The organism is Variovorax sp. GW822-FHT04A09, assembly GCF_058801005.1.
Genome location: NZ_JBXAMV010000001.1, coordinates 233,612 through 254,804, shown reverse-complemented (window position 1 = coordinate 254,804; position 21,193 = coordinate 233,612). Strand labels below are relative to the sequence as shown.

Annotated in this window: 21 protein-coding genes; 11 read left to right on the top strand and 10 right to left on the bottom strand. The window is 70.1% G+C overall.

Annotated elements, in window-relative coordinates; genetic code table 11:
• Positions 1-68: 68 nt before the first annotated feature.
• The 3 genes from AC1RLW_RS01065 to AC1RLW_RS01055 are packed head-to-tail and all read right to left on the bottom strand — an operon-like array spanning position 69 to position 2,309.
• Positions 69-1,079: a FecR family protein gene (locus AC1RLW_RS01065; RefSeq protein WP_493191976.1), complete on the bottom strand. Its 1,011-nt coding sequence runs from the start codon at positions 1,077-1,079 to the stop codon at positions 69-71.
• Positions 1,079-1,633, bottom strand: a complete 555-nt coding sequence (locus tag AC1RLW_RS01060) for an RNA polymerase sigma factor (protein WP_070061142.1) — start codon at positions 1,631-1,633, stop codon at positions 1,079-1,081. Before AC1RLW_RS01060 ends, AC1RLW_RS01065 begins: the two co-directional genes overlap by 1 nt.
• A gap of 7 nt (positions 1,634-1,640) precedes the next feature.
• Positions 1,641-2,309: an STN domain-containing protein gene (locus tag AC1RLW_RS01055; protein ID WP_493191975.1), complete on the bottom strand. Its 669-nt coding sequence runs from the start codon at positions 2,307-2,309 to the stop codon at positions 1,641-1,643.
• Positions 2,310-2,500: 191 nt separating this feature from the next.
• Here AC1RLW_RS01055 and alkB point away from each other — a divergent pair, with 191 nt between their 5' ends.
• The 6 genes from alkB to AC1RLW_RS01025 all read left to right on the top strand — a co-directional run bounded on the left by alkB (position 2,501) and on the right by AC1RLW_RS01025 (position 8,026).
• Positions 2,501-3,157: a DNA oxidative demethylase AlkB gene (gene alkB / locus AC1RLW_RS01050; protein WP_492735016.1), complete on the top strand. Its 657-nt coding sequence runs from the start codon at positions 2,501-2,503 to the stop codon at positions 3,155-3,157.
• A 7-nt stretch (positions 3,158-3,164) separates the two neighbouring features.
• Positions 3,165-4,982 (top strand): ABC transporter ATP-binding protein, encoded by a 1,818-nt coding sequence (locus AC1RLW_RS01045; protein WP_493191974.1) that lies wholly within the window; start codon positions 3,165-3,167, stop codon positions 4,980-4,982.
• 165 nt (positions 4,983-5,147) lie between these two features.
• Positions 5,148-6,830, top strand: a complete 1,683-nt coding sequence (locus AC1RLW_RS01040) for an alpha/beta hydrolase (protein ID WP_493191973.1) — start codon at positions 5,148-5,150, stop codon at positions 6,828-6,830.
• A gap of 30 nt (positions 6,831-6,860) precedes the next feature.
• Entirely contained in the window at positions 6,861-7,196 is a 336-nt protein-coding gene (locus AC1RLW_RS01035) for a YnfA family protein (protein WP_139706707.1), read from the top strand.
• Between the two features lie 14 nt (positions 7,197-7,210).
• Positions 7,211-7,588, top strand: coding sequence for a YkvA family protein (locus AC1RLW_RS01030; protein ID WP_493193045.1), 378 nt, complete (start codon positions 7,211-7,213; stop codon positions 7,586-7,588).
• A gap of 42 nt (positions 7,589-7,630) precedes the next feature.
• The gene (locus tag AC1RLW_RS01025; protein ID WP_492696789.1) at positions 7,631-8,026 is read left to right on the top strand and encodes a VOC family protein; all 396 of its coding nucleotides are present in this window, start codon (positions 7,631-7,633) and stop codon (positions 8,024-8,026) included.
• Between the two features lie 4 nt (positions 8,027-8,030).
• Here the strand turns inward: AC1RLW_RS01025 and AC1RLW_RS01020 are convergent, their stop codons facing one another.
• Genes AC1RLW_RS01020 through AC1RLW_RS01005 form a run of 4 tightly spaced genes read right to left on the bottom strand, consistent with a single transcriptional unit; the run spans position 8,031 to position 12,902 of the window.
• A complete protein-coding gene (locus AC1RLW_RS01020; protein ID WP_493191972.1) occupies positions 8,031-8,687 on the bottom strand; it encodes a DUF2894 domain-containing protein in 657 nt (218 codons plus the stop codon).
• The gene (locus AC1RLW_RS01015) at positions 8,680-9,342 is read right to left on the bottom strand and encodes an OmpA family protein (RefSeq protein ID WP_493191971.1); all 663 of its coding nucleotides are present in this window, start codon (positions 9,340-9,342) and stop codon (positions 8,680-8,682) included. The genes AC1RLW_RS01020 and AC1RLW_RS01015 overlap by 8 nt, the downstream gene beginning before the upstream one ends.
• Before the next feature lies 1 nt (position 9,343).
• Entirely contained in the window at positions 9,344-12,166 is a 2,823-nt protein-coding gene (locus tag AC1RLW_RS01010) for a DUF802 domain-containing protein (protein ID WP_493191970.1), read from the bottom strand.
• 31 nt (positions 12,167-12,197) lie between these two features.
• Positions 12,198-12,902 carry a DUF3348 domain-containing protein gene (locus AC1RLW_RS01005; protein WP_139702577.1) on the bottom strand — a complete coding sequence of 235 codons (705 nt, stop codon included), beginning with the start codon at positions 12,900-12,902 and terminating at the stop codon, positions 12,198-12,200.
• Between the two features lie 596 nt (positions 12,903-13,498).
• Between AC1RLW_RS01005 and AC1RLW_RS01000 the strand changes: the two genes are divergently transcribed.
• The 5 genes from AC1RLW_RS01000 (at position 13,499) to AC1RLW_RS00980 (ending at position 17,805) form a co-directional block, all read left to right on the top strand.
• The gene (locus AC1RLW_RS01000; RefSeq protein ID WP_493191969.1) at positions 13,499-13,702 is read left to right on the top strand and encodes a hypothetical protein; all 204 of its coding nucleotides are present in this window, start codon (positions 13,499-13,501) and stop codon (positions 13,700-13,702) included.
• A complete protein-coding gene (locus AC1RLW_RS00995; RefSeq protein ID WP_159276280.1) occupies positions 13,699-13,881 on the top strand; it encodes a hypothetical protein in 183 nt (60 codons plus the stop codon). Before AC1RLW_RS01000 ends, AC1RLW_RS00995 begins: the two co-directional genes overlap by 4 nt.
• An 8-nt stretch (positions 13,882-13,889) precedes the next feature.
• A complete protein-coding gene (locus AC1RLW_RS00990) occupies positions 13,890-15,041 on the top strand; it encodes a calcium:cation antiporter (protein WP_493191968.1) in 1,152 nt (383 codons plus the stop codon).
• Between the two features lie 347 nt (positions 15,042-15,388).
• Positions 15,389-17,077 (top strand): sensor histidine kinase, encoded by a 1,689-nt coding sequence (locus tag AC1RLW_RS00985; protein ID WP_493191967.1) that lies wholly within the window; start codon positions 15,389-15,391, stop codon positions 17,075-17,077.
• 32 nt (positions 17,078-17,109) lie between these two features.
• Positions 17,110-17,805, top strand: a complete 696-nt coding sequence (locus AC1RLW_RS00980) for a response regulator (protein ID WP_095745836.1) — start codon at positions 17,110-17,112, stop codon at positions 17,803-17,805.
• A 48-nt stretch (positions 17,806-17,853) separates the two neighbouring features.
• On the opposite strand, the gene AC1RLW_RS00975 is transcribed toward AC1RLW_RS00980, so the two are convergent.
• The 3 genes from AC1RLW_RS00975 to AC1RLW_RS00965 are packed head-to-tail and all read right to left on the bottom strand — an operon-like array spanning position 17,854 to position 21,165.
• Entirely contained in the window at positions 17,854-18,765 is a 912-nt protein-coding gene (locus AC1RLW_RS00975; RefSeq protein WP_493191966.1) for a type II secretion system F family protein, read from the bottom strand.
• 12 nt (positions 18,766-18,777) lie between these two features.
• Positions 18,778-19,767 (bottom strand): type II secretion system F family protein, encoded by a 990-nt coding sequence (locus tag AC1RLW_RS00970; RefSeq protein WP_493191965.1) that lies wholly within the window; start codon positions 19,765-19,767, stop codon positions 18,778-18,780.
• A gap of 9 nt (positions 19,768-19,776) precedes the next feature.
• Positions 19,777-21,165, bottom strand: a complete 1,389-nt coding sequence (locus tag AC1RLW_RS00965; RefSeq protein WP_493191964.1) for a TadA family conjugal transfer-associated ATPase — start codon at positions 21,163-21,165, stop codon at positions 19,777-19,779.
• Positions 21,166-21,193: the final 28 nt, after the last annotated feature.

The following is a 21,193-nucleotide window of genomic DNA, read 5'->3' as shown; positions in this document are numbered from 1 at the left end:
AAAGTTCGGGAGAATTTGCGAACGAAGACGACGCGCCGCTTTTTTCACAGCCGCGTCACACAGCGCAGCTAGCCCAGCAGCACGATGCCGACGGGCAGCGACGTGAGCTTCGCGCCGTAGCTCACGGCGATCAGCGTCTCGACATGCGGCAGCTCGTCCAGCCGCAGCCGTGCCTGCACCTTGCGGCGGCCGAGTTCGGCGCGCGTGACGATGAGGCGGCCCGGCCGGTAGCGGTTGATCTCGTCGACCACGGCCGCCAGCGGCGTGTCGTCGAACACCAGCACGCGCTCGCGCCAGGCGGCCACCGCCGCGAGGTCGGGCGCGCGCGCCACCTCGGCCTCGCGCCGGCCACCGTAGCGGATCTGCTGCGCCTCGCCCACCACCAGCACGCGCTCGCCGTCGCGCAGCTCGACCGAGCCCGCGAAGCAGGTCACGCACACCTCGCCGCCGGTGGCGCGCACATTGAAGCGGCTGGCCGACGCGGCCACGAGGCGCGCACCGCCCACCGTCATGGTGAAGGGCGCGCGGCGCGCCGCGTCGAGCTGCACCTGCGCCTCGCCGCCGAGCATGTCGAGCACGGGCGGCTCGCCCTCGGCGCCGCGCGCGAAGTTGAGGCTGGTCTGCGTGTTCATCTCGACCACCGCCGCCGCATCGGCGAGCACCACGCGGCGCTGCTCGCCGGTGCCGGTGCGGTAGTCGGCCGTCATGTCGGACAGCGCGGGCCACAGGTCGGCCGGCGGGCGCACCACCACGAAGGCGGCGGCACCGGCCGCGAGCGCGGCGCCGAGGAACTGGCGGCGGCCGAACATCGGCGGGCGCGACATGACGATGGCCGCGCGCGGCGGTGTGTCCATCACGGGCATGCGCTGCGCCACCGCTTCGGCGGCGGGCCGGGTCAGGTCCCACAGGCGCGTCGCGTCGGCCATGGCCTGCGCATGTTGCGGGCTGCGGGCGCACCAGCGACGGAAATCCTGCGCGTCGCCGGTGGTGGCGCGGCCGGAGGTCAGGCGCACGAGCCAGTCGTGCGCCTGCGTTTCCAGCGCGGCGCGTTCGCGGTCGGTCGGGGTGGGGGCGGCCATCATGTCTTCTCAGACTGTTTTCCGGCGCCGGGACCGAACCGCTGGATCACATCGCGGCCCAAACGGCCCGCGCAATGCACCAGCGCGGCCTTCACTTCGCGCTCGACGATGCGCACCGACACACCGTAGCGCCGCGCCAGGTCGGCATGCGGCGTCTCGTCCACGCGCGAGGCGATGAAGATGTCTCGGCGGCGGCGCGGCAACTCTTCGAGGGCGCGCTCCAGCGCCTGCACCTCGCTGCGCGCCTCCGAGACGCGCGCCGGGTCGTGGCTGTCGTCGGAAAAGTGCAGCAGCTCCTCGACCTCCACGAAGTCGAGCAGGCGCCCGTGGGAGATGCGCCGGTCTTCCGCCACGTTCGACGCGATGCGCAGCAGGTAGGCCATGGGGCTTTGCACCGGGCCGGGGTCGCTCATGCGCTGCACGCGCAGCCAGGTCTCGTGCAGCACGTCGTCGGCCTGCTCTTCCGAGCCCAGGCGGCGGCGCAGGCGGTTGCGGAAGTCGATGTAGCGGCTGGTCAGCAGGCTGCGCAGGAAGCCGGGGGTGTCCTGTTCCACGGCGTGCTCAGGGAGAAACCGCTGCGTCGCAGACGTCGGGGCGGTCGCCGGTGCGCGGCAGCAGCAGCACCGTGAGCGGCTGGTCGGCCTCGCCTTCGGGCGGGCGCTCGAGCACCAGCGTGTTCATCGCGGCTTCGAGCGCGGCGTCGCGCTGCGCCAGGCCGGTGGAACTGAGCAGCCGCGTGCGCCGCACATGGCCGCCGGGCCCGACCCACAGCTGCACGAGCGCGCGGTAGGTGCCCGGGCGCGCATGCGGCCAGCGGCACAGCGTGCGCTCCAGCGCCTGCTGCACCACGCGCGCGTCGCGCGGGGACATGGCGGGAGTGGCTGGCGCGGCCGGTGCCGTCGCGGTCACGGGCGGCGGTGCCTCGGCCTCGACCAGCGTGAAGGTGCGCGCGTCGGTGTGGCGCGCGGCCAGCCGCGTGCCGGCCAGCAGGCGCTGCAGCGCCTCGCGCGGGGTGAACAGGCCGTGCAACGCGGCGGAGTCAAGGCCGGCGGTGAGCTGCCCGTCGAAGAACACGGACTGCCCCGTCGCCTGCGCGTAGACCTGCACGGCGGTGGCCAGCGGCTGGGCCGGCAGGTCGAAGGCGATGCGCCCCGCCGCATCGGGCGAAGGCGCGGGTTCGCCGGCATGCGACACAGCCGCGAGGGACAGAATTCCGAGGATCAGGGTCAAGACACACACCCACCGTGACCGAGCAACGCGAGACATGCCGGGTCCTGTGACGAAGGAGGAATCGCAGGCGCCGGGCCGGTGCCGCGTACTGCTTTGGTGCTCGGAATGCTAGTGACGCTTTGTGACAGCTTGAATGCATCGCAGCCACCGCCACGGTCCGAAGCGCCCCTGCCGCTGGCGACAATGCCCCCATGACGTTCGACCTCTTCGACGCCCCGCCGCGCGCCGCGCGCGAGCCGATCGGCCCGGCCGCCTTCGTGCTGCCGGGCTTTGCGCTGCCGCGCGCCGAGGCGCTGCTCGATGCCATCGACGGCGTGGCGGCGCACGCGCCGTTCCGCCACCTGGTCACGCCGGGCGGCTTCACCATGTCGGTCGCGCTCACCAACTGCGGCGCGCTCGGCTGGACCAGCGACCGGCGCGGCTACCGCTACAGCGCGGTCGACCCCGACAGCGGCGTGCCCTGGCCCGCGATGCCCGAGGCCTTTGCGCAGCTCGCGCGCGACGCGGCGGCGCTGGCCGGTTTCGACGGCTTTGCGCCCGACGCCTGCCTGGTCAACCGCTACCAGCCGGGCAGCCGGCTCTCGCTGCACCAGGACCGCGACGAGCGCGACCACGGCGCGCCGATCGTGTCGGTGTCGCTGGGCATGCCGGCGGTGTTCCAGTTCGGCGGGCTCGCGCGCGCCGACAAGACCACCCGCATTCCGCTGGTGCACGGCGACGTGGTGGTGTGGGGCGGCGTGGACCGGCTGCGCTTTCATGGCGTGCTGCCGCTCAAGGACGCACCGCATCCGTTGCAGGCACGGCTCGGCGCGCAGCGCATCAACCTCACCTTCCGCAAGGCGGGCTGATGCGCGCATGACGAGTTCGACGCCCTCCTCCACCGAATCCCCCGGCCGCGCCATCCGCGCGCTCTACGCCGCGCTGTGGCACTTCGCGGCCGGCGCACGTGCGCAGCTGCTGGCCGCCACCGCGCTGCTCGCGAGCTCGCAGCTCATCCGCCTCACGCTGCCCTACCTCGCCGGCCAGGCCATCAACGCGCTGCAACGCGGCGACCTGCCCGCGGCGGGCCGCTGGATCGCCACGCTCGCGGGGGTGTACGTCGGCGCGTGGGCGCTGCACGGGCCGGGCCGCATCCTGGAGCGCAACGTGGGCCTGAAGGTGCGCGAGACGCTGGCCGACCAGCTCTATGCGCGCATCGCCGCCGCGCCGCTCGCCTGGCACGACAGCCACCACTCGGGCGAGCTGCAGCACCGCGTGCACCAGGCCAGCCGCGCGCTCGCCGACTTCGCGCAGAACCAGTTCATCTGGCTCACCAACGCCGTGAACTTCGTCGGGCCGCTGGTGGCACTGGCGCTGCTGTCGCGCACCAGCGGCGTGACGGCGCTCGCGGGCTATGTGCTGATCGGCGTGGTGATCGTGCGCATCGACCGCGCGCTCATGAAGCTCGCACGCGCCGAGAACGACGCCGACCGGCGCTACGTGGCCGCGCTGCTCGACTTCCTGGGCAATGCCTCCACGGTGATCGGCCTGCGGCTGCAGGGCGCGTCGCGCCTGTTGCTGCGCCGTCGCATGGCGGCCGTGTCGCTGCCGCTGAAGCGCACCGTGGTGCTCAACGAGGGCAAGTGGTTCGCGGTCGACCTGATGGGGCTGGCGCTGACCTGGGGCCTGGTCGTCATCTATGTGTGGCAGGCGCGCGCGCCGGGCCAGACCGTGATGCTGGGCGCGGTGTTCATGATCTACCAGTACGCGCAGCAGGCGGCGGGCGTGGTCACCTCGGTGGCGGCCAACTTCAGTTTCTTTGCGCGCATGCACACCGACTACAGCAGCGCCGAACCGATCTGGCACGCGCCGACGAGTGCCACGCTCGAGGCCCCGCCCGAGGAGGTGCCGGCGCACGAACGCATCGACATGCAGGCGCCTTGGACGCAGCTGCAGGTCGCGCAGCTGCAATGGCGCTACGCCCCGCGTGGCGCCGTCGCCAACGACCCGGCCGCGCCCGCGCGCAGCGGCCTGCACGACGTGGCGCTCACGCTGCGCCGGGGCCAGCGCGTGGCGCTCGTGGGCCCCAGCGGCGGCGGCAAGAGCACGCTGCTGCGCGTGCTGGCCGGCCTGTATGCGCCGCACGGCGGCACGCTCTCGCTCGACGGCGAGCGGACCGACTGGGCCCGGCTGCGCCAGCTCGCCACGCTGATCCCGCAGGAGACCGAGCTGTTCGAAGCCAGCGTGCGCGAAAACCTGGCCTTCGGGCGTCCCTGCGACGACGAGCGCCTGCGCGCCGCGCTGCACACCAGCACCTTCGACGAGGTGCTGAAGGCCACGCACGGCGACCTCGACAGCGCGATCTCGGAACGCGGCTTCAACCTGTCGGGCGGCCAGCGCCAGCGGCTGTGCCTGGCGCGCGGCGTGCTCGCCGCCGAAGGCAGTTCGCTGCTGTTGCTCGACGAGCCGACCAGCGCGCTCGACGCCGCCACCGAGGCGCGGGTGCTGGGGCGTATCGCGGCGGCGTTTCCGCAGGCCTGCGTGATCGCCTCGGTGCACCGGCTGAGCCTGCTCGAGCGCTTCGACACCGTGATCCTCATGGAGGCCGGCCATGTGCGCGACCACGGCCCGCGCGACGAGGTGATGGCGCGCCAGCCCCTGCTTCGGGAGGCCGCGTCCGGTCACAAGCAGTAGGAACCCTCCTGCGCCAGAACGCGGCGTTCACACCCGCCGCGCTGGCATGCCTTCTGCAACAGTATCGGCATCCATTTGTTCACGCTTGGTCCTATGCGGTCCCTTTTTGCGCCCCGGCTGCGTTCCAATCACATGGTTCTTCATTCCGCGAGCGTTTCCCGCCCCATGCGTTCTTCCCGCGCCACCCTTCCGCTCGCCCTGCTCGGTGCCGTGCTGGGCCTGTCCGCCTGCACCACCGGCACCACCGCCGAACAGCGCCAGGCCGCCGCCAGCAAGCCGCCGCCCACCGACTGCACGGCCTGGGTCGGCGCCGACCGCAACGCAAGGGTTGGCGGCTACCTGCTGCCGCAGGCCGGCACCGCGGTGAACGCCGGCGGCCCGCGCGTGTGCGTGCCGGTGCTCATGAGCGCCTACCCCGTGCCCACCAATTACGCGGGCGGCGACTACCACGTGGGCGCGTTCACCGACGACCAGCTCAAGGCGCGCTGGCGCACCTGCAAGGCCGAGCCAGCCTGCTTCGAGCGCGTGAACGCGCAGATGCAGCGCTGGCTGCCGCCCAACAAGGCGCGCGCCACGCGCGTGACGGGTGCGGTCGATCCGGCCGGGCGCATCGATGCCGACAGCCCGAACGTCGACCTGAAACAGATCCGCCGCCCCGCCTTCTTCGCGAAGGCGCCCTACCGCGAAGGCATTGCCGAGGCCGACGCGCGCACCCACATCGTCGAGTTCACCGTGCCGCGCGACACCTTCGAGCGGCTCGACCTGAAGCTCGCCGACCCGATCAAGCTGCGCGGCTGGTACCTCGAAGGCGCGGGCGTGGACGACGGGCGCGGCCGCAAGGTGCGCGCCCTCGCCGTCATGGCGGCGGGCGGCGGCGGGCAGCTCACGGCCCTCCAGCATCCGGACGAGGTGGCCTACCGCATCGAGGGCGCCAGCGGCAAGGCCGTGCCGGTGTCGTTCCCCAACGGCACCACCGAGGCCATGGGCCAGCGCTGGTGGCGCGAGAACCTGCACGCGCTGAACCAGGCCGGCTTCGACGTGCTGGCCTACGACCGGCGCGGCGAAGGCCTGTCGGGCGGCGTGAGCGACACCAACACGCTGGAGCAAGGCGAGGACGTGTTCCGCGTGCTCGCCCAGCTCGAACACGGCCAGGGCCTGCGGCTGCTCACGCCTTCGGGCCAGTTGCTCGAAGGCAATGCCGCGCGCGGCCGGCTGCTGGCGGGCCAGAAGGCCAGCGAGATTCCGCTGGTGCTGGGCGGCTACTCGCGCGGCTCGATGTCGACCGCCTGGGCCCTGACGCGCAACTACGTGGCCGCCTGCAGCTTCGACATGCCCGTGCCCAACTGCACGCCGGCGCGCGGCTGGCGCAACATCCGCGGGGCCATCCTGCTGTCGTCGTTCGCCAGCGGCGCGGGCTACCTGCCCGACGCGCCCGACCTGGCCGACCGCAACCTGTTTCTGGGCGGCATGGCGGCGGACCACCACATCCTGTTCTATCCGAACTCCGCCACGCTCGCGGGCATGGACCGCTGGCCCGCGGCCTTCTTCGGCAAGGGCCTGTGGGACCGCGCCGAATCGCTCGAAGGCACCGTGGCCGCCTACAACCGCATCCGCGGCGTGAAGGAGATCGTGCTGTCGCGCGGCCCGCACGCCATCGAGACCTGGCCCGAGTCCGAGCGCCGCTACCTGCGCGAGCGCATGGTGGCCTACGCCAAGGTCGTGATCGTCGGCGGGCGCACGGTACCGGGCGCGCGGCCGTGGAAGGACTTCAAGTCGCTGGTCGCCACCACGCCCGATGTGTGGGAGCCTTCGTCGCGGCCGGGCACCGGGCCCGGACGACAGCCCTGACATCAACGGTCGGCCGCCACAATGGCGGCCATGGACCTGCTCAAGACCCTCGGCCTCTTCATCGCGACCGCGCTCGCGGAAATCGTCGGCTGCTACCTGCCCTACCTGTGGCTCAAGCAGGGCCAGTCGGCCTGGCTGCTGCTGCCTGCCGCACTGAGCCTGGCGCTCTTCGCGTGGCTGCTCTCGCTGCACCCGACCGCCGCGGGCCGCGTGTATGCGGCCTACGGCGGGGTCTACATCGGCGTGGCCATCCTGTGGCTGTGGGCCGTGGACAAGGTGACGCCATCGACCAGCGACTGGGTCGGCGTGGCCGTGTGCTTCGTCGGCATGGGCATCATCATGTTCGGGCCGCGCAGCGCGGCCTGAGGCGCGTGGCCACGATGACCCTGCGCGACTGGGCGCGCCGCATCAAGCGCGACGCCGTCACCCTCTGGTTCGCCTGCCGCGACCCCGCAACGCCATGGCTGCCGAAGGCGCTGTGCTGGTTCACGGTGGCCTATGCGCTGAGCCCCATCGACCTCATTCCCGACTTCATTCCCCTGCTCGGCTACCTCGACGACGTGCTGCTGCTGCCCGCACTGATCTGGCTCGCGGTGCGCCTGCTGCCGCCCGAGGTCATCGTGCGCAGCCGCGCGCGGGCCGAGGAATGGATGACGCGCACGGGCAGCAAGCCGAAGAGCAAGGCCGGCATGGCCCTGGTCATCGGCATCTGGGTACTGGTTGCTGCCGGGCTGGCCTGGTGGCTCTGGCCGCGCTGACGATTTCACGCCGGCCATTCCCCCGCTTCACAAGGAGCCGAAATGTTCTCTCATGTCTTCTTCAGCGTCTCCGATTTCGACCGCGCGCTGGCCTTCTACGACGCGGTGATGGACGGCCTCGGCCTGGAGCGCCGCTTCTGCGAGCCGGCCAAGCCCTGGGCGGGCTGGCACAGCGCGGGGCGCGCGCGGCCCTTCTTCGTGATCTGCCAGCCCCACGACGGCCGGCCACACGATGCGGGCAACGGCCAGATGGCGGCGTTCACCGCCGGCACGCGGGCGATGGTCGACGCGGTGCATCGCATCGCGCTCGCGCACGGCGGCAGCTGCGAAGGCCCGCCGGGGCTGCGCACGCACTACCACCCCGACTACTACGGCGCGTACTTCCGCGACCCGGACGGCAACAAGCTGTGCGTCGTGTGCCACGACGCGGCGGGCTGAGCTTCTAGCTCGCGCGGCTGCGCGAACTCTTGCGCGGGCTCTCGGTGCGCGCCACGCGCGCGGCCTCGGCGGCGGCGTTCACCTGCTCGATCCACAACAGCGCGTCGACGTGCGCCATGAAGCGCTGCAGGTACTGCGGCGACAGGTCGCGCATCAGCGTGAGCGCGCGCTGCACCAGGTGGTGCGTGTTGAGCGGGCCGGCGTTCTTGGGCACCTTGGCGAGCGACTGTGTCACGCGCTGGTCGGCGGCGAGCTTGGACCAGGTGCCGCGGAAGTAGCTCAGCGTCTTGAGCTCGGGTGCCGTGGACAGGCTGGGCACGGCGTCACCATCGGTCGACTCCGCGTCGGGCGGCGGCGGCAGCGGCGCGAGCTGGGCGATGTGGTTCATCAGCTCGGCGAGCGCGGTGTGCAGCGGCGCCTCAGCCGACGCTTCGGCCTCGGGTTCGACCTTCTCCAGATCGGCACGGTAGGTCGCCATGAGGCTGGCCAGCCGCGCATCCAGTAGGCGCCGCGCCTCCCCCTCGTGCACCGCCGCGCGCTGCGCCATCGCCTCGATGAAGCGGAAGCGCACCGGGTCGAAGCGGTCGTCGCCGCGCGCGCGCCAGGCGTCGAGCGCTGCGACGGGGTCGACCTGATCGTCCGGTGCGGTGTCGTTACTCACGGGGCTTCGCAGCGTCGGGGGCGTTCTTGGGCCGGGGCGTCGGCGCCATCTCCACGCGGCGGTTCTTCGCGCGGCCTTCGGCGTCGTTGTTCGAGGCCACGGCCTGCTCGGCGCCGAAGGCGGCGGCGAACACCGACGACGAGGGCACGCCCTCTTCGATCAGCGCGCGCGTCACGGTGAGCGCGCGCTGGGCCGACAGCTCCCAGTTGTCGGCGAACAGGCGCGCGCCCTCGCGCATCTGCCGGTCGTCGGTGAAGCCGCTCACCATCAGGATCTCGTCGCGCGCCTTCAGGTAGGCGCCCAGCGGGCCGGCCAGGCTTTTCAGCAGTTGCCGGCCGCCGGGTTGCAGGTCGGCGGAGTTGAAGGCAAAGAGCACGCTGCCGCTGATGCCGATGCGGCCGTTGTTGAGCGTCACGCGGCCCGCGGCGAGCGGGCCGGCCAGCGCCTGTTCGAGCGCTTCGCGGCGCTGCGATTCGGCGCGGCGCTGCTGCACCTCGGTTTCGAGGCGGCTCGCCAGGTCCAGCTGCATGCCGAGCACGCACACCAGGATCAGCACGAACGCGCCCAACATGCCCGCCATCAGGTCGCCGAACACCGCCCACACGGGGACGGTCGGCTCCAGGCCGGCGTCGAGGTCGATCTCGTCGCGCACCATTTCAGGCCTCGCTGCCCACGGCCGTCTGGCGGCTGGCGAACTGCTGCAGGTCTTCGACGATCTGCTTTTGCGACATGATGCTCAGGTCGATCACCTCGCGCGCCTGCGCCACGTAGTAGGCCAGCTGCTCGTCGCTGCGCGCCAGCGACTTGCCCAGCGCGCCTTCGATGCGCTGCAGGTGCGCCACCAGCTTGTCGTTCGATTCGCCGAAGCGTTGCACGGCGAAGCCGAAGGCCTCGCCCAGGCTCGCCACCTCGACCGCGCCGCCGGTGATCTGCGCGGCGATGCCGGCCATCTTCTCGGTCTCGCTCTCGACCTTCTCGGTGAAGCGGCTGCCCACGCGTTCCATCATGTCGGCCGAGGCCGTGACGAGTGCGTCGATGGCGCTGCGCTGCTCGGTCGAGGCGTGGTTCACCGCGCCCAGCAAAGTTTCGAGCGTGCCGAGGATGCGGCTGCGCTCTTCGAGCATGTCGTTGTCGCGCGCCATGCCGTCCGACAGCTTCTGGCGCAGCTCGGCGATCACGTCGGCCGCGGCCTTCGGTGCTTCGGCTGCCACCTGCAGCAGCTGCGCGACTTCGGCGACGGTCTGCTTGGCGTTGGCTTCGGCCTGCGCCGACATGTCACGCACGGTCTGCGCCAGCGTCTCGCTCATCTGCTGCTGCTGGCTCAGGCTGTGCGCGCCGGCCTGCTGCCATTCCTTCTGCAGCGAGGCGGCCATGGTCTCGAGCGAGCCGCTCCAGGCCGCGAGGCGCTGCGCGTCGCGCGTGGCGAGCTCGGTCTGCAGGTTGGCGTGCGCCTCGCGCACGGTGTCGAGCAGCGAGGCGGCGGCGCGGGGAGCGTCAGATGCGGCCTGCAGTAGCTGCGCAACTTCGGCGACGGTCTGCTTGGCATGCGCCTCGGCCTGCGCCGACACGTCGCGCGCGGCCTGCGCCAGCGTGTCGCTCAGCTGCTGTTGCTGGCTCAGCGTGTGCGCGCCGGCCTGCTGCCATTCCTTCTGCAGCGAGGCGGCCATGGTTTCGAGCGACTGGCTCCAGGCCGACAGGCGCTGCGCATCGCGCGCCGCCAGTTCGGTCTGCAGGCTGGTGTGGGCCTCGCCCACGGTGCGCAGCAGCGCCACCGAATGCTGTTCGAAGGTGGCGGCGGCGGCGGCGAGCGCCTGGTGCGAATCGCCCGACAGTTTTTCGCTCACGCGCTGGTGCTGCGCGAGCGCGCTGCCCCAGGTGTCGGACACGCTGCCCACGGTGCTTTCGAGGCGGGCCGACACGCCGTCGACCAGCGCGGCCGAGCGCTGCTCGAAGGTTTCGGCAAAGCGTTCGAGGGTGCCGCGCAGGTCGCTCGACAGCGCCCCGCTCGCGCGCTCGTGTTCGGCCAGCGCGGCCTTCCAGGTGTCGGCCACGCCGGCGGTCGAGGCCTCGAAGCGGCCCGTGAGGCCCTCGAGCTGCCGTTCGACGGCCTGCGCCATGCCGCCCTGCAGCGACGCCGCTTCGCGCGCGATGCCGAGCATGGCCGCCTCGACCACGGGCTGGATCGTCGCGCCGGCGATGCGGGCGGTATCGGTGAGGCTGTCCTTCAGCGAGCGATCGACGGATGCGGCCAGGCCGCTGTAGGCGGCTTCGGCCTTTTCGTGGAAGCTGTCCTGGCTGGCGACGAGGCGCTCGTTCTGCGCCTGGCCCTGGCGTTCCAGCGCGGCCATCATCGTCTGCAGCTGGCCGACCAGCTCGGGCATGACCTTCGCCACGGGCTGGATGGTCTCGCCGGCGATGCGGGCGTTGTCGGCCAGGCTGTCCTTCAGCGAACGGTCGACCGAGGCGGCCAGCCCCGTGTAGGCGGCTTCGGCTTTCTGGTGGAAGCTGTCCTGGCTGGCCACGAGGCGGTCGTTCTGCGCCTGGGTCTGGCGCTCCATCGCGGCCATCATGGTCTGCAGCTGGCCGACCAGCTCGGGCATCACCTTGGCCACCGGCTGGATGGTTTCGCCGGCGATGCGGGCGCTGTCGGCCAGGCTGTCTTTCAGCGAGCGGTCGACCGAGGCGGCGAGCCCCGTGTAGGCGGCTTCGGTCTTCTGGTGGAAGGTGTCCTGGCTGGCGACGAGGCGTTCGTTGATCGACTGGCTCTGGCGGTCCATCGCGGCCACCATGGCCTGCAGCTGGTCGACCAGCGCGGGCATCGCGTGGGCCTGTTGCTGCATCAGCTTGAACGACTCTTCGCGGCGGTGCGCCAGCGAATGGCCGCGCAGCGACGTGGCGATGAGCGTGTCGAGCGACTGCCCGGCCAGCAGGCGTTCGCGCCGGCACAGCGCCGAGGCCAGGCCCAGCATGGCCGATGCGGCCACGCCCGCCACCGAGGTGCCGAAGGCCAGGCCCAGGCCGCGCACGGGCGCCGACAGCGAGTTGCGGATGGCCTGCACGTCGGTCGCGCTTTCGAGCGCCAGCCCGGTGCCGTTGAGCGTGACCACCATGCCCAGGAAGGTGCCCAGCATGCCCAGCAGCACCAGCAGGCCCGCGAGGTACGGCGTGAGCGCCGGGCCCGGCAGGCCGACGCGCTCGCCTTCGATGCGCAGGCGCACCGCGTTGCGCAGCGAGGGATGCAGGCCGGCGAGCCAGTCGCCGAGGCTCGCCGGCGGCGCCGACAGGTCGTTCACCGCATGCGACAGCGTGCCGGTGGCCTGGTGGAAGCGGTGCAGCTCCAGCGCGCCCATCAGGTAGAACGCGCCGATCAGCGCCGTGATCACCAGGGCCAGCGGGTTGTGGCCGACATAGCTGGCGCCGACCCAGCACACGACGGCCAGGCCCACGAGGAAGACGGCGTAATGGAAAAATCTGTTCATGGAGGCTTGTTGTCTCTTGTAGGGCGGCAGGCTAGCGGTCGCGAAGGGCCTCGAGCAGGCCTTCGACCGGTTGCATGCGAATGTCCAGCTCGGCCCGCAGCACGCTTTGCATGTCGCGGCCGAACACGTCCAGCCAGCCGGCGGCGGCGGTCGCTGGCGGCTGGGGGTTGTCGGGGGTGGCGTCTTGCGCGGCCTGATGGGCCTCGCGCAGGCGCTTGAAGTGTTTCTCCAGCAGCGTGGGCACGCTCGCCAGCAGGCTGCGTTCGCGCGCGCCCACCACCTGTTCCAGGATGGCGTCCACCGCGGCCAGCCGGGCCAGCTCGGGCGAGCGGGTGGCGAGCCGGGCCCGCAGGCGCGCGCGCAGCGGTTCGATGGCCGTTTCCATGGCCTGCTGCCGTGCGAAGTAGCGACGGCGGTACGGCGGAAAGTCGTCGTTCGCGCCCGGCAGCACCGAGGCCACGCCGCCGTCAGCATTGCCCTTGGCCAGCGCGGCCTTCAGGCGCGCGCACTCCTGCGCCTCCTCGGCGCCCTCGGACGCCCGGGCGCCGGACACGGCGACGCCCAGATCGGAATCCAAAGCTGCAGACAAGGAGATGGCGTCGGTCCAACTGAACCACTGACTCAAACGATCCGCGAGGGCTTGCCTGGATTCGGGAACGTCGATGTCGCTCAATTGAGCGAGCAAGCGAGTGAGCGCCGAGCCGGTGAAGCCTGTGCGCCGTGACACTTGCACCATACCGCGAGAGAGGGAGAAAACCGGGCAGTTTACACCGGTCAACTGGCGGCTTTCCCTCTGTGAACTGGTGCACAGGAAGCGCGGGAGAAGTGAAACGGGGTGTGACCGAAACCGAGGAAAACGGGGCGCGAATACCCAAATCAGGTGAGTGTGCTTGTTTACATTTGTCGTAAGAATGAATACTTTCAATTCCCAGTAGCCGAAGAGCCGCAGAGCTTGGTCAGGGTGGGATCTGGACAGCATGGTCACTCTGACAAATGTCGTCGACTCATTCGGTTTCCGCCTGCCCCTGCCATCTTCAGGACATGGACCGCCAGCCGCGCAGAGGGTGGATGCGCCTGCTGCCCTGGCTGCGCCTGTACCGCTGCTCGAGCTGCAGCAGGATGCGGCTCCTGTCCAAGCAGAAGGTGGACAGCGCCCGCCTCCTGCACGCGGCCCAGGTGCGCGCACGCGGGGGCTGAGGGCGTCGGCTCCGATTTCCCTGCTATCATTTTTTCGTTCGTGCGCCCTGCGCGAACCGGGCCGAGGACGACCTCGGCCTTGCACCTTCACCTTGCAAGGGACGGCCCTTTCCTGACTTCTCGCGAAGTTTCGACATGGCCGCACTGCTCCCTTCCTGGCGCCTCGCCGCGCAACGCTTCTTCTCCCGTTTCCGCCTTCCTCGCGCTCGCGCCACCGTGCCGGATGCCTTCCGGTTGATGCTCGGCGCCGTGCGCCTGCACGTGCGCACGGGCGCGACCCGGCTGTCCTACCGCGCCGAATGCCCGCGCGCACGCGCCGCATCGGGGGCCGCGCGATGAACGGTCTTGATCTGCACTGGCCCGCGCTGACCATGGCGGTGGCCCTGGCCTACGCTGCATGGCATGCGCGCCGCGAAGGCTGCGAACCGCGCGACGTGAAGGCCCTGTGGACCGCGAGCGGGCTGAGCCTCGCCGGCAGCGGCCTCTTGGCCCTGGCTTCCCTCTTGATGTCGGAGTGACAACGCCCATGACAACAACACCCTCCCCCGCCCGCCTCGTGCCGCCCGCCACCTGGGCCCTGATCGCCGCCGCCTGGCTCGTGGTCGGGCTCTTCGTCGCCTTCGGCAACCGCTGGCTGGCCGCGCCGATCAGCCCCGTGGTGGCCGGCTGCGTCTTCCTGGCGCTGTTCGTCACCATCCTGGCCGCCTCGTTCGGCGTGGTGCGCGAGGCGGACCACCTGGCGCACCAGCTGGGCGAGCCCTACGGCACGCTGATCCTGACGCTCTCGATCGTGTCGATCGAGGTGATCCTCATCGCCTCGGTGCTGCTGGGCCCGGGCGAGTTTCCGACCATCGGGCGCGACTCGATCTTCGCCGTGATGATGATCATCCTGAACCTCGTCATCGGCATCTGCCTGATCGCGGGCGCGGCACGCCACGGCGACCAGGAATACAACGCGCAGGGCGCCGGCGCCTACCTGTCGATGATCGTGCTGCTGACCGGCACGGCGCTGGTGCTGCCCAACCACACCTCGGGCGCGGGCGAGTTCACGCCGGTGCAGGCGATCGGCATGTCGGTGCTCACGGCCGTGCTGTACGGCGCCTTTCTCTGGATGCAGATGCGCAGCCACCAGCGCTTCTTCATCCAGCCGGCGCCGGGGCAGATGTCGGTGCGGGCGGTCGCGCCCTCGCCTGCCGCGCAGGCCGATCACGCCCGCCTGGACAAACGCGCCGTGGTCGTTCGCTCACTGCTGTTGCTCGCGATGATCCTGCCCATCGTGCTGCTCGCGCACTACCTCGCGGTGGTCACCGACTACGGCATTGCCGCGGCCGGCGTGCCCGCGGCCGTGGGCGGCGTGCTCATCGCCATCATCGTGTTCACGCCTGAGTCGATCACCGCCGTGCGCGCCGCGATGAACAACGAGATGCAGCGCGCCATCAACCTGTGCCTGGGCGCCTTCGTCTCCACCGTCGGGCTCACGGTGCCGGCCGTGCTGGTCATCGGGCTGGTCACGGGCAAGCAGGTGCTCATGGGCATCTCGGGCGCGGAAACCCTGCTGTTCGCGGTGACGGCGGTGCTGAGCCTGCTGAGCTTCAACGGGCAGCGCACGTCGCCGATCCAGGGACTCATGCACCTGATGCTGTTTGCGGTGTACGGGATGCTGCTGTTCCTGCCCTGAGGCCGCGCAACGGGGTTACCCCGCGGCATGCGCCTTCGCCAAGGCAGGCGAACGCCCCGTTGAGGTACCTCGCCCTCTCCGGGGCCTCCCCAACCGGCACCACGCCCTCTCGCCGCCCTCTGCAGCGGCCTCATTTATCCGCATGCAATCCAATGCAAATATAGTTACCAAACGTTAATGGAACGAGATTTCAATTGCATCTGAACACCAAAGTAGTAATGTGAACTCGTCACACGTTGTGGTCTCAGGCAAGAAAAATGTATTCCAAACTGTCACTGCCGAGCGCTCCCGTCCGTACCGCGATCTCCCGCGGTGCCTGACATGGTCCATGCACCGGATGCATCCCCATGCGAGCGCACGGCTCCGCCCCCAGCATCGACGCCAGCCTGGCGGCGGATGCGCTCATGGTGGGACGCATGCGGCTCGTGCTGTCGATCTCGGCCCTGCTGGCGATCACGGTCGACGCCGCCGATAGCCGGCAGCAGGTCCCCGCAGCGGTCTGGCTGGCCTTCTTCGGTTACATCCTTCACAGCCTGCTGATCCACGTCTGCACGGCGATGGGGCGGCCCTACTTCCAGGGCCGAACCATCCACTGGTCCGACGTGCTGTGGTTCACGCTGATCATGGCGGTGACCGACGGCACCCACAGCCTGTTCTTCCTTTTCTACTTCTTCGCCATCCTCACATCGTCGTTCCGCTGGGGCTTCGAGGAAGGCGCCCGCGTGACGATCGCCTCGGTCGCCTCCTTCGCCGCCTGCGGACTGGCCACGGGCACGGACGACACGCCGCAGCTGCTGATGCGCACCGCCTTCCTCCTGGCGCTGGGGCACATGATCGTGTACTGGGGCGGCTCCAAGCTGGCGCTGCAACGACGCCTTGCGCTGCTGGGCGAGGTGAGCCAGCTGTCGAACCCGCGCTTCGGCGCCGGACGCACCATCGCCCGCACGATGGAGCGCACGCTGGCCTTCTTCCGGGCCAGCCACTGCATCCTGCTGACGCGCGACCGCGCCACCGGCACCTGGCTGTTGCGCACGCTGCGCGAGGACGACACCTGCGAGCAGGTGAGCATCGAGACCATCGGCCGCCTCGCGGAATCGCCGCTCATGGCCCTGGCGCCCGACAGCGTCGTGCTGAGCAACCGCCTGCCCTGGCCGCTGAACCACCTGCGCGCGCAGCACCGTGTCTTCGAAGCGGGCACTACCGCGTGGTGCAGCGCCGACGAAGCAGGCGCTGCGCACTGCACCACCATCGCCGCCCTGCTGGAGGCGCGGGCCTTCATCAGCGCGCCGCTGCCGATGCGCCTGGGCGAAGGCCGGGTGTTCATCTCGTCGCGCGACGGGCGGCTGGGCAAGTCCGACGCGCTGTTCCTCGCCCACCTCATGGAACAGATCTTCCCGGTCATCGAGACCATCGAGGTGCTCGATCGCATGGCCTCCGAAGCCGCGTCGACGGAGCGCCTGAAGATCGCGCTCGACCTGCACGACACCGCCATCCAGCCCTACATCGGCCTGCGCATGGGCCTGTGCGCGCTGCGCAAGCGGGCCGCCGCCGACAACCCGCTGCGCGAAGACCTGGACAAGCTCGCGGACGTGGCCGACGGCGTGATCGCCGACCTGCGCCGCTACGCCGGCGAAGTCAGGCACGGTGCGAACGACGACCCCGGCGGGCTGGTGCGGCCCCACCTGGAACGCCAGGCCGCGCGGATCAAGGGCCTGTACGGCATCGACATCGACATCGTGATGGCCGTCGACGGCCCGCTGCACCTGGACGACCGCGTGACCGCGGAGCTGCTGCAGATGGTGAGCGAAGGGCTGAACAACATCTGCAAGCACACCCATGCGCGCCACGGCAGCGTGCGCATCGACTGCAAGAACGGCCAGCTGGCGTTGTGCATCGAGAACGACCCCTGCCAGGAAAGCTTCACCGCCTTCCACCCCCGCTCCCTCACCGAGCGCGCCGCGGCCCTGGGTGGCCAGGCGCATGTCGACCGATGCGCGAATGGCGGCACGGCGGTGCGGATCGAAATCCCGATCTGACCGTACGCCGCAGACACAGGAAGGAGTCCGTCATGCAAACCCTCGACCATCCCGACCATCCCATTGCCGTGCTGCTCGTGGACGACCACAAGACCATGCTGTGGGGCCTGTCGAAGCTGATCGACGGCGAACAGCCGCGCATGAAGGTGGTCGGCACGGCCAGCTGTTGCGACGAAGCAGTGGCCACGGCGCAAAGCCTCGCGCCCGATGTCATCGTGCTCGACCTCGACCTGGACGGCCACAGCGCGCTGGACATCCTGCCCCGGCTGCTGACCAACGAGGTGTCGCGCGTGATGGTGCTGACGGCCGAGAAAGAGCAGCGCACGCTCGACCTGGCCATACTGCGCGGCGCGCGCGGCGTGGTGGGCAAGGACGCCTCGGCGCAGCAGCTGCTCGACGCCATCGAGCGCGTGTTCCGTGGCGAGCTGTGCGTCGACGCGCAGACCATGGGCCGCGTCTTCTCCGAACTCACCTCGGCCAGGAAGCCGCCGAAGGCCGACCCCGACACGGCGCGCCAAGCCACGCTGACGCACAAGGAGCGCGAGATCATCCGCATCGTCGCGACGGGCTGCGGCGCCTCCAACAAGGCGCTCGCCGAGCGCGCCTTCGTCACCGAGCACACGCTGCGCAACCACCTGTGCGCGATCTACCAGAAGCTGGGCGTCACGAACCGGCTCGAGCTGTACATCTACGCGATCAAGCACCAGCTCGACACGCTGGCGGCCTGATCCGTCCGCTGCAGCGGCGCACGCGCCGCGCCGCGTGCGCCGCCCCTGTCAATGCCCGCTCAGCATCGGCATGATCATCCGGATCACCCGGATCACCGCCGGCGTGAGGATCACGAGCGAGATGCACGGGAAGATGCACAGCACCAGCGGCAGCAGCATCTTGGTCGGCACCTTCGCCGCCAGCTCCTCGGCGCGCACCTGGCGCTTGTGGCGCAGGTCGTCCGAGAACACGCGCAGCGACTCCCCGATGCTGGTGCCGAAGCGGTCCGCCTGGGTCAGCATGGTGGCGAAGGTGCCAATTTCTTCCACGCCCGTGCGCAGCGCCAGGTTGCGCAGCGACTTCTCGCGCGTGCCGCCGGCGCGCATTTCCAGGTTGGTCCAGTGCAGTTCCTGAGCGAGCGCCTGGCTCTTGATCTGGATTTCCTCGGTGACCTTGGCCAACCCGGCGTCCAGCCCGAGCCCAGCCTCCACGCACACCAACATGAGGTCGGCAGCATCGGGAAAGTTCTCGAAGATCTCGCGGCGCCGCGCGCGGATGCGCAGGTACAGCAGCGCGTTGGGCAGGTAGCAGCCGGCCAGCGCAGCCAACGCGAGCCACAGCAGCATCGTCGTACCGCCCTCCGACCCCACAGCGCGCAGCACGAGGAACGCAACGGCCGCGAAACCCAGCGGCAGCAGCGTCTTCAGGCCAAAGTAGATGAGGTACGCATCCGGGTGGCGGATGCCGGCGTTCAGAAAACGCACACGCATCGGCGACAGATCGGCATCGCCGGTCGGCGACGACAGCTGCGCGAACGGCCCGACGAGCTTGACGGCCGTCTCGGTCCAGGCCGACTTGCCTGCAGGCAGCGCCACCGCCTGCAGCCGCTGCGCGGTGCGCGTCGGAGACAACCACACCGCCAGGCCGATGACCGTCAGCGACACGGACAGAAAAACCAGGATGGGAAACAGCATGGCCATGACGCTTCTCCTTCAGACGTGAATCTTCACGATCTTGCGCAGGAGCACGATGCCCACGAGCATCAGCACCAGCATGTAGCGCAGCACCGTCTGGCCGATCGGGTCGGTCCACAGCGGCGACATGAACTCGGGATTGAAGACGTTCATGAGCGCCGCCAGGGCGAACGGCATGACGCCCAGGATCCAGGCCGACAGCCGCCCTTCGGACGACAGCACGCGCACCCGCGCGAGCAGCTTGAAGCGCGCGCGGATGAGCCGGCTCAGGTTGCCCAGCACCTCGGTCAGGTTGCCGCCCGAGTCGCGCTGAATCAGCACCGACACCACGAAGTAGCGCAGGTCGGTGAGCGGCACGCGCTCGCTGAGGTTGGTCAGCGCCTGCTGCAGCGAGACGCCGAAATTCACCTCGTCGGCCACCAGGCGGAACTCGCTGGCGATCGGCTCGGGCATTTCCTCGCCGATCATCTGCACGCCGCTGGCAAAGGAGTGGCCCGCGCGCAGCGCGCGCGTCACGAGGTCCAGTGCGTCCGGCAGCTGATTTTCGAGGCGCTCCAGCCGGCGGCTGCGCTGATGCTGCAGGTACAGGACGGGAAGCGCCGCCGCCACAGCGCCGGCCAACAGTGCCAGCACCACGGGCTGGTGCGCCAGCCACACGGCGAAGAACGCGAACGCGCCGAGCACACCGCAGGCCAGCAGGAAGCTGGACACCGTCCAGTCCAGCCCCGCCTGCAGGATGAAACGGTCCAGCCGGTGCGCGCGCGGCAGCGCCAGCAACTGGCGCTGCATCCAGGGCACGTTGCTGAGCATGCGTTCTTTGGCGAGATGGGCCTGCGGCGTGCGGTCGACCGCGGCGGACATCGCCTGCAATCGCTTCTCGATCTTGCGCGCGTCGGGCCCCTTGTAGGACCGCCACAGCAGGTAGAGCCCCTCGATCATGAGCAGCGCGGTCACGAAGACCAGCACCGTGACCGTGATCAGCGTGTCACCACCCAGGTTGTCGAACATGGCGCGCTCCTATTCGTAGTGCTTTTCGGGATCGAAGATGGTGTCGGGCAGCAGCACGCCGTACGCCTGCAGCCGCTCCATGAACTTCGGCCGGACGCCGGTCGCGTGGAAATGGCCGCGCACCTGGCCGTCGGGGCCCATGCCCGTCTGGTGGAAGGTGAAGATCTCCTGCATGGTGACGACCTCGCCCTCCATGCCGGTGATCTCCTGGATGCTCGTGACCTTGCGCCGCCCGTCGATCAGCCGCAGCACCTGGACGACCACCGTGATCGCCGAGGCGATCTGCTGGCGCACGGTGCGGTGCGGCAGATTCAGGTTGGCCATGCCGATCATGTTTTCCAGCCGCGCCAGCGCATCGCGCGGCGAGTTGGCGTGGATGGTGGTCAGCGAGCCTTCGTGGCCGGTGTTCATGGCCTGCAGCATGTCGACCGCCTCGGCGCCGCGCACCTCGCCGATCACGATGCGGTCGGGCCGCATGCGCAGCGCGTTGCGTACCAGCGCGCGCTGCGTGATCTCGCCCTTGCCTTCGATGTTCGTCGGCCGCGTCTCCATGCGCGCAACGTGCGGCTGCTGCAGCTGGAGCTCGGCCGCGTCCTCGATGGTGATGATGCGCTCGGACTCCGGAATGAAGCCCGAGAGAATGTTCAGCAGCGTGGTCTTCCCTGCCCCGGTGCCGCCCGAGATCAGCATGTTGACCTTGGCCTGGGCCAGGCCCTCGAGCATCTGCGCCATCGGCGGCGTGAGCGACTTGAGATCGTTCACGAGGTTGTTCATGCGCAGCGGGATCTTCGCGAAGCGGCGGATCGACATCATCGGCCCGTCCAGCGCCACCGGCGCAATGACGGCATTGACCCGCGAACCGTCGGGCAGCCGCGCATCGACCATCGGGCTGGACTCGTCGATGCGGCGCCCCACCAGCGAGACGATCTTGTCGATGATGCGCAGCAGGTGCTTCTCGTCGGTGAAGCTCACATTGGTCAGCTCCAGCCGGCCCCGGCGTTCCACGTAGATCTGGTCCGGCGAGTTGACCAGGATGTCCGACACGGTCGGGTCGGCCATCAGCAGCTCGATGGGGCCGAAGCCCAGCATCTCGTGCTGGATGTCGCGGATCAGCGTGCGCCGCTCGATGTCGTTGAGCGCCTCGGGCTCTTCCTGCAGCAGCCGCCCGACCATGGTCGAGATTTCCTGGCGCAGGGCGTCGGGCTGGAGGGTTTCGAGCGCCGCCAGGTCGAAGCGGTCCAGCAGCTTCAGGTGCATGCGCTCCTTCAGCAGCTTGTAGGTGTCCGAGGCGAACGGCGACGTGGTCAGCTCGAGGACCGGCCCCGCTGGCCCCGCCGGCCCCGCCGGCCGCGCGCCAGCATCGCTGTCGATCGCATTGAGTTGGTCCCTGAATGACATGTTGGCACCTCCGCCTGGGTATTGATGG